We start from the raw sequence: 16406 nt of genomic DNA, 5'->3' as shown, positions 1-16406 counted from the left end.
TAAAGATGGAAGACATGACGAGAATTCCTCCTCACAGTGTAGAATCAGAGCAGTCAATATTAGGTTCTATACTACTAGACAAAGATGCTATAATAACAGTTACAGAAACTATAAGGCCTGATGACTTCTATAAAGAGGCTCACAAAATAATATATGAATGTATGATAACTTTAAGCAATAAAGGTGAGCCTATAGACTTAATAACATTGACAGAAGAGCTAAGAAAACAAGGGCATCTTAATGATATTGGAGGAATCAGTTATATTACAAGTCTTTCTACAATAGTGCCAACAACTTCAAATGTAAAATACTATGCTGATATAGTAAAAGAAAAGTCTGTACTTAGAAAGCTTATAAAAGCATCTAATGAAATAATAAATCTAGGATATAGTGGAGCAACGAAAATTGAAGATGTTTTGGAACAAGCTGAAAAGAGAATATTTGATATATCACAGGAAAAAACTAGTGACGATTTTAAATCTATAAACTTAGTTTTGATGGATGCCTATGATATGATAGAAAAATTATATACAAATAAAAGCGATGTAACTGGTATAACTACTGGTTTTAAAGATTTAAATAAAAAAATAAATGGTCTTCAAAGAACAGATTTAATATTAGTTGCGGCAAGACCTGCAATGGGTAAAACGGCCTTTTCTTTAAATTTAGTACAAAATGCAGCTTTAAAAGGAGATGCTTCTGTAGCTGTGTTTAGTTTAGAGATGTCAAAAGAACAGTTAGTACAACGTATGCTATCTTCGCAATCTAGTGTAGAATTGAAAAAGATAAAGACTGGAACACTTAATGATAATGATTGGCCTAGGATTATAGATGCAATGGCAGTACTGTCAGATGCAAAAATACACATAGATGATACTCCTGGAATAAAAATATCAGAATTAAGGTCAAAGTGCAGAAAGTTAAAGATAGAAAAAGGTCTAGATTTAGTGCTTATAGATTATCTTCAACTTATGGAAGGTGAAGGTAATAATGAAAGTAGACAACAAGAAATATCTAAAATATCAAGGTCATTAAAAGTATTAGCAAAAGAATTAAATTGTCCTGTAGTAGCATTATCTCAGTTATCACGTGCCCCAGAGCAAAGAGCAGACCATAGACCTATGTTATCTGATTTAAGAGAATCTGGAGCAATTGAGCAGGATGCAGATATAGTTATGTTTTTGTATAGAGATGAATACTATCATGCTGATTCTGAGAGTAAAAATATAGGAGAAATAATAATAGCAAAAAATAGACATGGTGAAACTGGTTCTGTGGAACTAGTTTGGCTTGGTGAGGTTCAAAGATTTGGGGATAAGTTGAGAGACCTATAATTTAACTAATATCCACAGAACATCCTTTCTTTCTACAGGAAAAATGTGGATACATGTCACTAAATATGTCTAAACCTTGAAATTTAGCTAAAAAATTATCCACACTATCCACAGATAACCTGTTGATAAGTGTGAATAAGTAGATAAAGCAAGCTTTTAGCTTGCTTTATCTGTGTATAAGTATTAATTATCAGGAGGAATAATATGGAAAAAATAAGCTTAAAATGTATATATCCCAATATAATTAAAGTACTTGATGAAATAAACTTATTTAGGATAGTTGATAATAATTTAAAAGAATCAATTGTTGTTTATGCTAGTATTGTGGACAATCAATATCATATAAACATGACTAATACAAACTTTGGAAATATAATTAATGTATGTAAATTAGAAAAACTTTTAGACATGGACAAGTTTATAGAAAAAGTTATAAAAAATAGCACAGAAATTAAAAAAATAGATGACTTTTCAAAAATAGAAGAGTATCTGTTAAATATTGGAGAACGTTAAAAAAGTTGAAAAAAATACGAATATTTGATAGAATAAATAAGTAAAGCGTTCGAGAGTATATAAAATATAGAGGTGAATTACATGAAAACAGTTGCAATTGTTGGTTCTCAATGGGGAGATGAAGGTAAAGGTAAAGTTATCGATTATCTTGCTACTCAAGCAGATGTAGTAGTAAGAGGACAAGGTGGAAATAATGCAGGTCATACATTAGTTGTTGAAGGTAAAAAATATGCATTACACTTAATTCCATCTGGAGTTTTAAATCCAAAGACAGTGAACATAATCGGAAATGGAATAGTATTTGACCCTAAAGGATTCTTAGAAGAATTAGAAATGTTTAAAGCAGATAATATAAATACAGAAAACATAAAAATTAGCGATAGAGCTCATGTTATATTCCCATACCATAAAGAGCTAGATGCATTATCAGAGGAAGCTAGAGGCGATTTAAAGATAGGTACGACAAAAAAAGGTATTGGACCTTGCTATATGGATAAGACAGAGAGATCTGGAATCAGAATATGTGATTTAATGGATAAAGATAAATTTGCCATAAAATTAAAGGCTCAGATAGAAGCTAAAAACAAATTAGTTAGAAACATATATGGAAAAGAAGAATTATTTGATTTTGAAGCTATATATAATGAATATATTGGGTATGCAGAACAAATAAAAAAATATGTAGCAGATACATCAGTTATTGTATATGACGCGGTAAAAGCAGGTAAAAAAGTGTTATTTGAAGGAGCACAAGGTACTTTATTAGACTTAGACTTAGGAACTTATCCATTTGTTACATCTTCTCATCCAATATCTGGGGGATTTGCTATTGGTGCAGGTATAGGACCAAATATGATAAAGGATGTTGTTGGTATAGTAAAAGCTTATACTACAAGAGTTGGAGAAGGTCCATTTGTTACAGAACAAATAAATGAAACTGGTGATAAGATAAGAGAACAAGGGCATGAATTTGGAGTAACTACTGGTAGACCAAGAAGATGCGGGTGGTTTGATGCTGTTATAGTAAAATATGCAGCTAGAGTTAATGGATTAACTAGTATTTCATTTATGTTATTAGATGTGTTAACTGGATTTGACAAAATTAAAGTTTGTACATCTTATAAAATGGACGATAAAATAATAACAGATTTCCCAGCTTCTTTAGATGATTTAGCAAAATGTGAACCTATATATGAAGAATTAGATGGATGGAATGAAGATATAACTCAAGTAGACAATTTTGATGACCTTCCAGAAAATGCAAAGAAATATATTGCTAAAATAGAAGAGTTGATTGGAGTAAGTGTAGATATGGTTTCTGTTGGGCCTAATAGAGCTCAAACTATAATAAGAAAAAACATATTTGCTTAGTATCTTAAGTAAGTGATTTAAATTATAAATGATTAAAAAAAGAGTATCTCAAGATAATACTTACAATTATTAGAGATGCTCTTTTATATTGAGTTAAAATTATTTATGTATATTTTAATAAAATTAAGGTCGAATTTGTCCCCTTGAATTAGATGTCTTATTTAGATGATTTTGTTGAAAATCAATGATTCAGGATTATTTTAATTATGTACTAAAAAAAATAAAAAAAACTGTTGACTAAAAGTTATACAGCAGTTATAATATAACTTGTGAGTGAAAGAAACGACGAAAAAAGTCGAAAAAATGTGGTCTATTAGCTCAGTCGGTAGAGCACCTGACTTTTAATCAGGGTGTCCCGCGTTCGAGTCGCGGATAGATCACCAAATCATGGCTCGTTGGTCAAGAGGTTAAGACACCGCCCTTTCACGGCGGTAACAGGGGTTCAATTCCCCTACGAGTCACCAATATGGGACTATAGCTCAGCTGGGAGAGCACCTGCCTTACAAGCAGGGGGTCACAGGTTCGAGCCCTGTTAGTCCCACCAGTTTTTAGATGAAAAATACTATATATGCTGGTGTGGCTCAACGGTAGAGCAGCTGACTTGTAATCAGCAGGTTGTAGGTTCGATTCCTATCACCAGCTCCACAAAATACATACATGTAAATTAATATAATTTTCTATGTTACAGGATACTTTTAGGTATCTTTTTTTTAATTGCGTCAAAAATTAATTATAATTAAATTTTTAAATATTATACAATATCATATATTTAGAAACAGAGTCTATAAATGTACTATAATAAATTTAAATAATGCAATATATTAAGAATGATATTAATATATATAAAATTACAAACTAGATAAATGATTAGTATATTAAAAGGTATATTAGGAATATAATTAGAAAAACTGAATGGATAATGTGATTATATAGTATAAGTTTTAAACAGAGAAGCAAGTATGTTCTTACCTCTCTATTTAAAAATAAAAAAATGTTTTTTAAGGGCTACTTTATTTAAATCTCTCCCATCTCAAATCATCTCCAGTAAATTCTAAAATTCTAAACTTATCTAAAATCCTAGATAGAATTCTTTGAGTATAAGTATTTCCTATTTGAGATGGTGTTAAGTTGGTTGATATAATAATCTTTTTACCAGCAACAAGTCTTGTGTTTACAATATTGAAAATTTCTCCACTAGTAAAAGAATTATTAAGTTCAGTACCAAGGTCATCTATTATTAATAAATCACAATCAAACAAGTTTTTATAATTTTCTTCACTTATTTGATTGTTTGGGTCTCTTCTAAATTTATAGTCTTCAAGAATATCTAAAATTCTAAAAGATGTTTGATAAATTACAACATTACCTTTGTCTAACAATTCTTTTGCAATACAGTTACACATATATGTTTTACCTAGTCCAGTAGAACCATAAAACAATAAGTTTTCACTATTATCTACCTTAAAGTCATGAACAAAATTTTCGCAGATACTTAGATTATTTAACATATTTTCTCTTGGAGATATTTCTCCATCAGGACTCTTCTTAGGAGAAAATATATTCAAGTTAAAATTCGAAAAATTTTCCTGACTTAAAATTCTATCTAAATTAGACATTTTATAAGCCTCATTTACAATTTCTTGTTTTAGACAAGAACATTTTTCACCATTAGGTAAAAATCCTTTGTCTTTACAAGAGTCACATTGAAACTTTATTTCTAAGTAATCAAGAGATATGTTGTTTTTAACTAAAAGTTCTTCTTTTCTCAATTTTAAAGATTCTATAGTTTTCTTAGACTCATTCACAATTTCATCTTTAGATTTAGGATTTAAAAGAACTGTTTTAGCTAAGTTAAGACCTATTTTAGAAATATCATCATCTATAGATTTTATCTCAGGAATTCTATTATAGACCTCATTTTTTCTATGTTCCAATAGTAGCTCATTTTTATCTCTTTTATTGGCATATTTAGCCAGTATTTTTCTTATTTTATCTTCATTCATTTAATCACCTACTTAAACTTTTCTTTTTGACTTTTTTTAATAATTTCATCGAGTTCATCAGATGTATATTGAGTAAATGTTTCGTTGAAATTATGAAACTTAGTTTTCTTGTAAGTATTGTTGTTTTGAGTAGTATTAATCTGCTTCTTATTAATATTCTCCTTAACTATACGTTCTTCCTCTTTTTGCTTTAAATCATTTAAATTTTTTATATTTTTTTCGTGCCAATTTTTAATTATTCCATTTATATAAGATATACTTGGGTTTGGTATATTCTTAGATTTAGAACATGCATTTACTATTAAGTCCATATCCATGTCAAATTTATCAAACCAAGCATCCATGAGTTCTTTTTCTGATTTCGTTGCTTGTCTTGAAAATCCCAATTCATTGAAAATAGTTTTATATAAAATATATCGTTCACTTCTAATCAAGAAGCTGTCTTCAACATCTTTTGGGGTATATAAATTTGAATCATACCAGTTTCTAATAATGCCTTCGATGTATTTAACTGGTTTAGATGTACCAGTTTTATCTTTAACATATTCATAAGCACAAAGTATCATATCAGGGCCCATGTTGTATTTATTCATTATATCCATAATACTTATTTTTTCACTTGGGTCAAGATATCGACCAACTATTTTATTTATAGAATTGAACATCTTTCTAATACTTGGATTTTCAGAAGTAGATACAACTTTATCTGTATTAGATTTTACAGATGAATTATTACCTAATATATTTTCGATATAGAAATTTTTTAAATCTAAAAATTCTATTGAATAATTAAAATTATCATATTCTCCATTATCATGTATTTTTATAATCTTTTTTTCTTCCCAGAATTTCCAAGCAGATAGTACATCAGACAAAGGTATATTTAGGTTCTTGGCTATTGAGCTATTGTCAAACTTAGGATTAGAAGTAATATCACATGCCTGTCTATAGCCTAAAAGATAAACTTTTACGTATAACCCGTCCGCCATTGGCATAAATATATCTATAAAGATATTGGGAATAGTGATTTCACCTAAATCTATTTCATTGCTTTCTTTGAAAAACATTTTATCACCTCAGATTAAATTATATCATTTTTTGTATTACATTTGGTTGTAAACAAATAAAAGGTCATAAGATTAGCATGTAAATATTTTCTAAAAGTATTCATTTTAAAAAGGAGGAGATATTTTGGTTATAAAATTCAACCAAAAAGTAAGAAGAACATTATCAGTAGCAATTTTATTTATGGTACTAATAATAGGTTGCTTCATAGAAAAGGATGACAGTTTAGAAACGTACAAAGAAAAATCTAATTCAAAGATAAATCAATATAATATGGATGTTATATTTGATGATGAAACTAAGAGGTTAATGTGCAATCAGAGTGTTGAGTACATAAATAAGACAAAATCAAACATGGATAAAATATATTTCCATATATATCCGAATGCTTTTTCTAAAAAAGAATTTGCTCCTTTTGAAAAAGGTGAGATGACAAGAGCCTATCCTAATGGATTCAATGAAGGATATATAGATATAAAAAACATACTAAATAATAGCAGTAAAATGGAATATAAAATCAAAGGAGATAAAAATGATATACTAGAAATAGAATTGGGGAAAGAGTTAAAGCCAAATGAAAAGATATCTCTGGATATAAAATATAACGTAAAAATACCAAACTCAGTGGGAAGATTTGGATATGGAGAAAACACTATAAATATTACTAATTGGTTTCCTATAGCTTGTGTTAATGATGAAAGAGGATGGAATCTAAAGAGTTATGAAACTATTGGGGACCCATTTTATAGTGAAACTAGTGATTTTCATGTGAAACTATTGATTCCAAATAAGTATAAGATTGCTCATACAGGTAAACTTGTTAATGACAAACATGATAACAAGAAAATGTTGTATGAGATAGAAGCTGAAAACGTTAGGGATTTTGCATTTATATTAAGTAGTAAATTTGATGTAAATAAAGTTGATTCAAAAGGTGTAGCTATTAGTACATACAATTTAAATAAGAAACTTTCTAGCAGAGCAACAGAGATTGCAAAAGATTCAATAAATATATTTAGTGAGTTGTTTGGCAAATACCCATATAAAGAATATTCTGTTGTAGCAAGTGATTTCTTTATAGGTGGAATGGAATATCCAATGCTTGTTATGATAGACCAAAGCTTATATAATGAAAAAAATGAGTTTTTACTTGAGTATGTTATAGCACATGAAACAGCACATCAATGGTGGTATTCTGCTGTTGGAAATGATGAAATAAGTGAACCTTGGTTAGACGAAGCACTTACTGAATATTCTACAATAGTTTATTTTGAACAAAAATATGGAAAAGAAATGGCAAATAAACTTATAAAAACTATGCAAATACAAACAAAGAGTTATTTGAGTGAAAACATATTTAAACCATCAAATGAGTATAAAAATTCTACTGAATACAGTTTAAATGTTTATACAAAAGGAGCAACAGCTTTTAATGAAGTAAGAAAAGAAGTTGGAGATAAGGTATTCTTTGAAACACTAAATGAATATTACAATAAATACAAACATAAAAATGCCAATGGAAGAGCTTTTGTAGAGTTATGGAACAGTAAAGGGGTAGATATAAATAAGATTATAAGTGAATACAAGTAAATTTCGTACAGAGTATTAAATTTTATTTAATACTCTGTTTTTTTGGTATAATATAATTTATAAGGCAGAAAAAGAGGTGAAATAATGCTAAAGTATTGTTCAGTGGGAAGTGGTAGTAGTGGAAATTGCCACTATATAGGATATAAAAATACTAATATACTGGTAGATGCAGGATTAAGTGGAAAGAGAATAACTACAGGTCTTAAAGACATTGGAGTAGATTCAGATAAATTAAAAGGGATATTTATAACTCATGAGCATATTGACCATATAAAAGGGGCAGGTATATTGTCAAGAAAGTTTGACATACCAGTGTTTGCTAATATAAAGACATGGTGTTCTATGAAAGACAAGCTTGGTGATATTAAGGACAAAAATATGAAGGTCTTTGAAAATGATAAAACTTATTCATTAGGAGATGTTATAGTAAGACCTTTTTCAATAGAACATGATGCAGCTGACCCAGTTGGATATAATTTCTATACAGAAAACGATGAAAAAATGTCTATAGCTACTGATATAGGGTGTATTACTGAAAATATAAAAAAACATCTATATAAATCTAAATTAGTGGTATTAGAATCAAATTATGACCCTAATATGCTTATGATGGGTTCATATACATATGCTTTAAAGAAAAGAGTAATGTCAGATACAGGACATTTATCTAATGAAGATGCAGCAAATTTCTGTGTTGAACTTATTGATAAAGGTACAGAATCTATATTATTAGCACATTTAAGTAAAGAAAATAATTTTCCAGAATTGGCATATGAAACTTCAAAGGGAGTATTAGCATCAAACGATATAGTAGTTGGGCAAGATGTAAAACTAGATGTATTATCACGCAATGATGTTTCTAATGTTTATAAGATGAAGTAGAGGTGAATAACTTTGCTAAAAAGAAATTTCGAAAATGTTGAGGATAATAAAATCTTATATTCTATAAAGCAAGGGATGATTTTAGCAATACCTGCTATTATGACTGGTTCAATTGCACTTGTTATTTTGAATCTTCCAATAAAAATTTATCAAGAATATATAGCAAGTTTATTTAATGGTGAGATTTTAAATATGCTTACATTTATAAATGATTCTACCTTAGGAATTATCTCATTAATAATATTGTTGACAATAAGTTATAGCTATGGAAAAATCTATGGGAGCAAGTATACAGTACTTGTTCCTATAGTTGCAATGTGCTCTTTTTTAGTATTTTCACATGGTAGTGAAATAGATTCTTATGTGGAGATATTTAAAACAAAGTGGTTGTTTACAGCTATTATTGTTTCCATAACGTCTTCTATGTTATTTGTAAAGCTCACAGAGTCTTTTATAACAAGTGTAAAGTTTCATACAGAGGGGGCTGATGCTGATTTTAATATGGTGGTTTCAGCTATAATTCCATTTATAACTGTAGTATTTTTATTTTCTATTTTGCGTGTAATAGTAATAAATCTAATTGGAAGTTCAAATTTTCAAGATATATTTTATAATTTATTTTCAAATATATTTAATAGTATGGGAAGAAACCTTATGAGTGCTTTGCTATTTATATTTCTAATGCATTTTATGTGGTTCTTTGGTATTCATGGAAGTAATGTACTTGACACAGTTGCAAAAAATTTATTTGAAAATGGGATGGCAATTAACATAAATTTAGTTAATAATAATCAATTACCAACAGAAATTTTTACTAAGACTTTTTTTGATACAATGGTTTTATTTGGTGGATGTGGAGCTTTGTTGTGTTTAGTAATTGCCATTTTTCTTAGTGAGAAACGTATAAATGTAAGAAAGCTGGCTAAAATTGCTTCAATACCAGCTCTTTTTAATATAAATGAGATGCTAGTTTTTGGGATTCCAATTGTTTTTAACTACATCATGTTTATACCATTTATAATTACACCTATGATTCTAACAATTACAAGTTATGTAGCTATGTCTACAGGTATTGTACCTTGTACAGTTTCTGCAGTAGAATGGACATCACCTATATTTTTAAGTGGATATATGGCTACAGATTCAATAAGAGGAAGTTTGTTGCAATTGTTTAATTTGTGTGTAGGAGTTATGATTTATATTCCATTTATAAAGATGTCACAAAATAGATATATTTACATGTTTAAAAATAATATAGAAAATTTAACAAATTTAGTAAAAAAATGCGAATTAACAGGAGAACAACCAAATATTTTAAATCATAGTGGAAAAATAGGTTCAATATCAAAAATGCTAGCATCAGATTTAAAGTTTGCTATGAAAAAAGAAGATATAGAGATTTTTTATCAACCACAAGTTAATTATGATGGGAATATTGTAGGAGCAGAGGGGTTACTTAGGTGGAGGCATTCAATAGGTGGATTTATTTATCCGCCACTTGTTATACTTTTAGCTAAAGAAGAAGGTTTTTTAGATGAACTTGGAGAGTATATTATTAATAAAGCATGTGTTGATTTAAAGAAAAGTGAAAGCTTATTAATAAATCCTATTAAATTTTCTGTAAATATATCTCCAGACCAACTTAATGCTCCTAATTTACCAGAGCAAATAAAAAATATAATTGAGAATAATAATATCAACCCTAATATGCTTGGTATAGAAATCACAGAGCAGGTTGCATTGTCAGGTTCTCAGATAATTATAGATCGAATAAATGCAATACATGATTTGGGTATAAAGCTTATTATGGATGATTTTGGAATGGGACACAGTTCCCTTGTATACCTCCAAAATAATAATTTTGATATAGTTAAGTTAGATGGTTCACTTGTTAAAGAGATACTTACAAACAAAAGAAGTAGTGAAATCATAATGTCTATTGTAAATCTTTCAAAAAACCTAGATTTTGATATAATCGTGGAGTATGTTGAAAATTTAAATCAGAGAGATAAGTTGTATGACTTAGGATGTGAAATATATCAAGGATATTATTATAGTAAAGCTATACCTTTTGAGGAGTTTATAGATTATGCAAATCGAGAACTTGCTAAATAGTCTTACTAATAGTTTGTAAGTCATATTGGTATATAAATTTGTAATAAGATTAAGTTTAGGAGAAGTATATGAATATAAGTATAGTTGTAGTAGGTAAAATTAAAGAAAAATATTTAAAGTTAGGTATTGATGAATTTAGAAAGAGGCTTTCTAAGTATTGCAAGTTGGAAATTATAGAGTTAGATGATGAAAAAGCTCCCGAAAATTTAAGTGCTAAGGAAATGGAAATTATAAAAGATAAAGAGGGAAAGAAGATTTTAGGTAAGATAAAGCATAACAGCTATGTTATAGCTCTTGCTATTGATGGAAAGAATTTGTCTTCTGAAGAACTGGCTAAGACTATGAGTGATTTAGCAGTTAGAGGTAACAGTAGTCTTTGTTTTATAATTGGAGGTTCTTTAGGGCTTTCTGATGATGTTTTGGATAGGGCTGATTATAGATTATCTTTTTCTAGGATGACTTTTCCTCATCAGATGATGAGGTTGATATTGTTAGAGCAGATTTATAGGGCTTATAGGATAAATAATGGAGAACCATATCATAAGTAAGGGAGCACGTTAGTCTTAACCACTGAAATAAGTTGGTTAAGGCTACTTTTATTTTACAGGCATATAATAAGTTAAAGTACAAATAATATATAGTATTTTGATATAAATTATCAGATTAGATTTAGTAAAGTATCGAAATTGATTAAAATATAGATAAATAAGTAGATAAAGAGGGATTAAACAATGAAGTATAAAATAATAAATTAGGTGAGGTCTGATTTAGAAGCGAAAAACTTTGAAAAAGTGGCTGAAGTTGAAATTTTAAGAAACTTAGCATCTTGTGTCGGTTTAGGTGTAACTAAAGAAGAAATGAATAAATTAAGAAATTTATCATCAGAGGAATTAAAAAATATTGCGGAGAAATGCAAGAAAGCATATTTACATGCTGTAGACTTTATAACAACAGAACTACCTTTAACTAGTCATGGATATTTGCCTTATTCATTACAGTTAACATATTTCATTTGCATTAAGAAATGCATTAAGTAAAACATATGCTCTTATTCTTTCTAGGAACAACCTTAGAAGCTTACTGGACGGAGCTCTAATAAATACACAGTCAGTACTGTCTATAGTCAATAAAAATGAATATCATCACATTTTCCCAAAAGATTATTTGAAAAATAAAGGGTTTAATAAAAATTAAATTAACTGTAATGGAAATATATGTATAATTAATCTGAATAACAGTAGAACTATATTAAATAAAGTACCTAGTGATTATTTCAAAATAATTAAAAATAATTTAGGTGATAACTTAAAAGATGTGTTAAGTAGTAACTTCATAGATTAAGAAAGCTATGAGTACGACTTAAAAGATGATTATGCTGGATTTATAACAGCTAGAATAAATTAATAGTAAAAAAGCTAAGGAATTGTGTGAAGATGACTTAGCTATTTTACCTGGACATGATTTATTTAGAGAACAAGATATTGACGAAACAAGTAATAATGAACAATTAACTCTAATTTAATATTATTTTATAAAATTGTAGCAAAATATATGCTCTGTTGGATTTATAATGGAGCAGTGTTTCAAAGGTAATAATGAATAAGAAAAGAGAAATAGATAGCATAGAGATACAAATAAATGATGATGTGATAATATACTTAATGAAGGATGGGCTGCCTAAATAACAAGGTAACCCATCCTGTTTGTATTTACTTGGAATAAATTGTGTAAATTTGAAAAGTAAGTATATAAAAAGTATACAAATACGTAAATTATAGTCTATTTGTAGTTAATATGAGATTGGCATTTTAAATAGGATAATACTCTAATTTTTATAAGAGTTAAAGCAAGCATGTATTATTACTTAAATATTTGTATAATCAACATCTAGTAATTTACCTTTTTGGTGAAAATGATTAATAAGTTTTTTAGGATAATTCATTATTAATTCATTTGGAAAATTAATTTCTTTTAAGATATTCTCAGAATACTCATAGTTACCTATATCAAAACAAATGTGAGCATCTGAAGTTAGTATGATTTTAGTACCATGTTTTTTGCAAAGTGTAGCAATATACTTACAATTATCCGAGCTACCATTTCTTGACACTCCTTTGATAGAACAATTATTTATCTCTATTAAGATATTCTTTTCCATGGCTAATTTAATGATTAATTCATAGTCGATTGGGTAGTTTGGGTTTCCAAGGTGGCCTAATATTTCAATATTATCATGCTTATTTATTGCATTTATTAAGGCTTTAGTATTATTCTCTAATGTATTTGGTGAAAAAACGGCTTCATGAAATGACAAAATAAGATAATCTAATCGAGAAATGACAAAGGGTTCTAAATCTATGTTTCCTTCAGTGTCTAGTATATTTGCTTCACATCCTCTTAAGATTATAATGTTATTTATGATTCTTGGGATATTTTGAATGTTGTGAAAGTACCATTTGTGGGGAGAACCAGGCATCTTAGGACCATGTTCAGATGTACCTAGTATCTTAATTCCATTTTCTTTACAATAATTAATATTTTCTAACAAAGTGCTATAGCCATGACCACTGACTATAGAGTGGGTGTGTAAATCTGATAAAAAATTCATATAAATTCCTCCTCTATAAAAGATGAGGGTAACGTAATTTATATTATAAAATGAACAGGAAAGAAAATCAATAGCTACACAATTAGACAAAAATATTGAAATATTGTAGAATTAAGCTTAATAATAAATATTTAACAGTATTACTGCTTATAGGGGAGGTTAACTATGACACAAAAGAAGCTATCAAGGAAAGAAAAAGTTTTAATTTGCTTGAAAAGATTAACAGAAGAACACTTGAACCTTAATAATGGCATTAGATTTGGATTTGATGCAGAACATATTGCTACTGAAGTAGGTATAAATAGAAGTAATGCTAGTAAGGAATTAAATCAATTAATAAAGGAAAATATCATTATAAAGATAAAGGGAAAACCTGTTCAGTACTTATATAAAGAACGTATTGAGAGTATTTTAGGAAAGAAACTAAATACAGGGATATTTGATAATATTAACTCTATAAACGAATATAGTGAAAATGATTCTATCAAAGATGAGTATATTGTAGAGGGTATAAAAAAAGAGAACAATATTTTTAATTTAGTAGGATGTGACGGAAGTTTAAAGTCCCAGATAGAGCAAGCTAAAGCAGCAGTAATATATCCACCTAAGGGGTTGAGTACATTAATAATAGGACCTACAGGAGTTGGTAAATCTATATTTGCAGAATATATGTATAAGTATAGTTTAACTATAAAAGAAGATAGTGATAATGCACCATTTATCATATTTAACTGTGCTGATTATTCTGATAATCAGCAATTATTATTAGCACAGCTTTTTGGATATGTAAAAGGAGCATTTACTGGAGCTGATAAAGATAAATATGGTATTGTACATGAAGCTAATAATGGAATATTGTTTTTGGATGAAGTTCATCGACTATCTGCAGAGGGACAAGAAATGTTATTTCTGCTTATGGATAAAGGTATATATAGAAGATTAGGAGAGGCTAATAAGGTACATGAGTGTAGGGTTATGATAATTGCAGCTACTACAGAAGATCCAGAGATAGCAATGTTGGAAACGTTTTTAAGAAGAATACCTGTAACTATAAAGATTCCGTCTTTAGAGGAAAGAGGCTTTCAAGAGAGAATGAAGCTTATATGTTATTTTTTTAAAGAAGAAAGTATTAGGATTGGTGTTAAGTTAAAGGTTTCAAAAGAAGTTATTAAGGCATTTATTTTATATAAGTGTAAGGGAAATATAGGACAATTAAAAAGCGACATACAATTAATTTGTGCAAGAGCTTTTTTAGATTATATGACCTATAAAAGAGAATGTGTATATGTAAGACTCTCTCTTCTACCAAACAATATTAGAGAATCATTATATGGAAATAATAGAAAAGAGGAGTTTGTACAAAACTTCAGTTTTATTGGGAAAGATGATATTATTTTTTTACCAGAAGAAAAGAATTTTGAAAGTGAAAATTTATTAATAGAAAATAAAAAATATGATTTAGATTTCTATGGAATGATAAAAGAAACTTGGAATAAACTTCAACAGGAAGGGATTAAAGAGTCACAAATTAGAAGCGTTATAGATGAAGATATACAGAAGTATTCCTATAATTTAATGAATACTTTTATATATAATAGTAGTAATCAAACAGCTTATAACAATATTGTTAATGATTCAATTGCAACTACTGTGAAGTATATTTTACAAAAGCATGATAAATGGAGCAAAAGAGAAGGATTAGATAAATTAATAAAAGCTATAGCCTTACATATTCAGAATTTAATTGAAAGAATAAAGATTGGGAACATAGTAAAGCATCCTAATAAAGATGAGATTATGAAGGAAAGAGCATATGAATATAACATAGCAAAAGAAATATTATCTAACATGTCGTTAATGTATGGAGTTGAGTTTCCAGAAGATGAAGCAATTTTTTTAGCAACGTTTCTTTATTTATCTTATGTGGGATTAAATGAGGAGAGTATAGCAATATTAGTTATAATGCATGGTGAATCTACGGCATCTAGCATGGTGAATGTAGCTAATACTTTACTGGATTGTAACCATGCGGTGGCAATCAATATGGGATTAGAAGATAGAGTTCAGGATATTTTAGTCCAAGCTGTAGAAATAGCCAATGAAATTGACAAAGGAAAGGGAATTTTAATTCTAACTGATATGGGATCTATTTTAACATTTGCTAAAGTTATTCATGATGCTACTGGAAAAGAAGTAAAAGCAATAGATATGGTAAGTACACCTATTGTAATAGAAGCAACTAGAAAGGCCTTAACTCCGGAAATGACATTAGAGAAATTATATTTTAATATTATAGAATCTATAAAGAAACATTATGGAGATATGGAAATTATGTATGCTGAAAAAGATAATGGTGGTAGATATTTTGATAGATTACTAATTGATAATATTAGTAAAACTTTGACTTTTTTAAATGGGGAAAAGGCTTATTTTATATTAAAAGAAGTAATTAATAGAATTAGCGAACATTATTCTTTAGTAATTCAAGATGAGCTTTTAGTAAAGTTTATATTTCATTGTTCATGTATGATTGAAAGAGTAATAATAAAAGAGTCTTTAGTTTATAAATTATATGAAGAAAGAATTAGTAGAAGTAAAGAATTATATTTAGTTATAAAAGAAAGTTTTAAGCTTGTAGAAGAGACTTTCGACATAATTATTTCAGATATGGAATATGCAAATATATTAGATATATTTGAATCACAGTATGATACAGATAAATTCAAAAGTTGATACAAAATTTAAATATAGCCAAAAGGCTATCTTTTTTTTACCTATTTTTGATACAGATTTGATACAGGTTTGAAAAAGATTTTGATACATATTGAAAAAGTGAGTTTTTTTTATAAATTAAGTAAAAAGATTTGATTAAATCCTGTAAAATAGCCATTTGTTATTGATACACATAAGTTGGCACAACAATTG

12 protein-coding genes and 4 tRNA genes are annotated in these 16406 nt (G+C 28.2%); 13 read left to right on the top strand and 3 right to left on the bottom strand.

Annotated elements, in window-relative coordinates; all coding sequences use genetic code 11:
- Nucleotides 1-5 precede the first annotated feature (5 nt).
- The 7 genes from dnaB to IC218_RS17645 all read left to right on the top strand — a co-directional run bounded on the left by dnaB (nt 6) and on the right by IC218_RS17645 (nt 3863).
- Nucleotides 6-1334: a replicative DNA helicase gene (gene dnaB / locus IC218_RS17675; RefSeq protein ID WP_227483326.1), complete on the top strand. Its 1329-nt coding sequence runs from the start codon at nt 6-8 to the stop codon at nt 1332-1334.
- Nucleotides 1335-1538: 204 nt separating this feature from the next.
- The gene (locus IC218_RS17670) at nt 1539-1847 is read left to right on the top strand and encodes a hypothetical protein (protein ID WP_227825081.1); all 309 of its coding nucleotides are present in this window, start codon (nt 1539-1541) and stop codon (nt 1845-1847) included.
- Between the two features lie 81 nt (nt 1848-1928).
- Entirely contained in the window at nt 1929-3218 is a 1290-nt protein-coding gene (locus IC218_RS17665; protein ID WP_227436530.1) for an adenylosuccinate synthase, read from the top strand.
- 307 nt (nt 3219-3525) lie between these two features.
- Nucleotides 3526-3601 (top strand) — tRNA-Lys (locus tag IC218_RS17660).
- Between the two features lie 6 nt (nt 3602-3607).
- Nucleotides 3608-3682 (top strand) — tRNA-Glu (locus IC218_RS17655).
- 4 nt (nt 3683-3686) lie between these two features.
- Nucleotides 3687-3762: transfer RNA gene (locus tag IC218_RS17650), tRNA-Val, on the top strand.
- Between the two features lie 26 nt (nt 3763-3788).
- Nucleotides 3789-3863 (top strand) — tRNA-Thr (locus tag IC218_RS17645).
- A gap of 365 nt (nt 3864-4228) precedes the next feature.
- On the opposite strand, the gene IC218_RS17640 is transcribed toward IC218_RS17645, so the two are convergent.
- Both IC218_RS17640 and IC218_RS17635 read right to left on the bottom strand, forming a co-directional pair.
- Nucleotides 4229-5221 (bottom strand): ATP-binding protein, encoded by a 993-nt coding sequence (locus IC218_RS17640; RefSeq protein ID WP_227436528.1) that lies wholly within the window; start codon nt 5219-5221, stop codon nt 4229-4231.
- An 8-nt stretch (nt 5222-5229) separates the two neighbouring features.
- The gene (locus tag IC218_RS17635) at nt 5230-6288 is read right to left on the bottom strand and encodes a DnaD domain protein (protein ID WP_227436525.1); all 1059 of its coding nucleotides are present in this window, start codon (nt 6286-6288) and stop codon (nt 5230-5232) included.
- Nucleotides 6289-6412: 124 nt separating this feature from the next.
- On the opposite strand from IC218_RS17635, the gene IC218_RS17630 reads away from it, so the two are divergent.
- From IC218_RS17630 to IC218_RS17610, 5 genes are all read left to right on the top strand, one after another.
- Complete coding sequence (locus IC218_RS17630) at nt 6413-7876, top strand: M1 family metallopeptidase (protein ID WP_227436524.1); 1464 nt, start codon at nt 6413-6415, stop codon at nt 7874-7876.
- Nucleotides 7877-7960: 84 nt separating this feature from the next.
- Nucleotides 7961-8758: an MBL fold metallo-hydrolase gene (locus IC218_RS17625; RefSeq protein WP_227436522.1), complete on the top strand. Its 798-nt coding sequence runs from the start codon at nt 7961-7963 to the stop codon at nt 8756-8758.
- 12 nt (nt 8759-8770) lie between these two features.
- Complete coding sequence (locus IC218_RS17620; RefSeq protein ID WP_227825080.1) at nt 8771-10873, top strand: EAL domain-containing protein; 2103 nt, start codon at nt 8771-8773, stop codon at nt 10871-10873.
- 68 nt (nt 10874-10941) lie between these two features.
- On the top strand, nt 10942-11421 hold the full coding sequence (gene rlmH / locus IC218_RS17615; RefSeq protein WP_227825079.1) for a 23S rRNA (pseudouridine(1915)-N(3))-methyltransferase RlmH: 480 nt from the start codon (nt 10942-10944) through the stop codon (nt 11419-11421).
- A 207-nt stretch (nt 11422-11628) separates the two neighbouring features.
- Complete coding sequence (locus tag IC218_RS17610) at nt 11629-11910, top strand: hypothetical protein (protein ID WP_227825078.1); 282 nt, start codon at nt 11629-11631, stop codon at nt 11908-11910.
- Nucleotides 11911-12737: 827 nt separating this feature from the next.
- On the opposite strand, the gene IC218_RS17605 is transcribed toward IC218_RS17610, so the two are convergent.
- Nucleotides 12738-13481 carry a PHP domain-containing protein gene (locus tag IC218_RS17605; RefSeq protein WP_227825077.1) on the bottom strand — a complete coding sequence of 248 codons (744 nt, stop codon included), beginning with the start codon at nt 13479-13481 and terminating at the stop codon, nt 12738-12740.
- A 165-nt stretch (nt 13482-13646) separates the two neighbouring features.
- Here IC218_RS17605 and IC218_RS17600 point away from each other — a divergent pair, with 165 nt between their 5' ends.
- The gene (locus IC218_RS17600) at nt 13647-16214 is read left to right on the top strand and encodes a sigma-54-dependent transcriptional regulator (RefSeq protein WP_227825076.1); all 2568 of its coding nucleotides are present in this window, start codon (nt 13647-13649) and stop codon (nt 16212-16214) included.
- The last annotated feature ends 192 nt before the right edge of the window (nt 16215-16406 follow it).

Source organism: Clostridioides sp. ES-S-0005-03 (assembly GCF_020658455.1).
Classification (GTDB): domain Bacteria; phylum Bacillota; class Clostridia; order Peptostreptococcales; family Peptostreptococcaceae; genus Clostridioides.
This window is presented reverse-complemented; position numbering and strand designations above follow the sequence as displayed.

Coding starts and splice junctions, on each gene's coding strand:
- dnaB (WP_227483326.1), top strand. CDS start 6: ATGGAAGACATGACGAGAATTCCTCCTCACAGTGTAGAATCAGAGCAG.
- IC218_RS17670 (WP_227825081.1), top strand. CDS start 1,539: ATGGAAAAAATAAGCTTAAAATGTATATATCCCAATATAATTAAAGTA.
- IC218_RS17665 (WP_227436530.1), top strand. CDS start 1,929: ATGAAAACAGTTGCAATTGTTGGTTCTCAATGGGGAGATGAAGGTAAA.
- IC218_RS17640 (WP_227436528.1), bottom strand. CDS start 5,221: ATGAATGAAGATAAAATAAGAAAAATACTGGCTAAATATGCCAATAAA.
- IC218_RS17635 (WP_227436525.1), bottom strand. CDS start 6,288: ATGTTTTTCAAAGAAAGCAATGAAATAGATTTAGGTGAAATCACTATT.
- IC218_RS17625 (WP_227436522.1), top strand. CDS start 7,961: ATGCTAAAGTATTGTTCAGTGGGAAGTGGTAGTAGTGGAAATTGCCAC.
- rlmH (WP_227825079.1), top strand. CDS start 10,942: ATGAATATAAGTATAGTTGTAGTAGGTAAAATTAAAGAAAAATATTTA.
- IC218_RS17605 (WP_227825077.1), bottom strand. CDS start 13,481: ATGAATTTTTTATCAGATTTACACACCCACTCTATAGTCAGTGGTCAT.
- IC218_RS17600 (WP_227825076.1), top strand. CDS start 13,647: ATGACACAAAAGAAGCTATCAAGGAAAGAAAAAGTTTTAATTTGCTTG.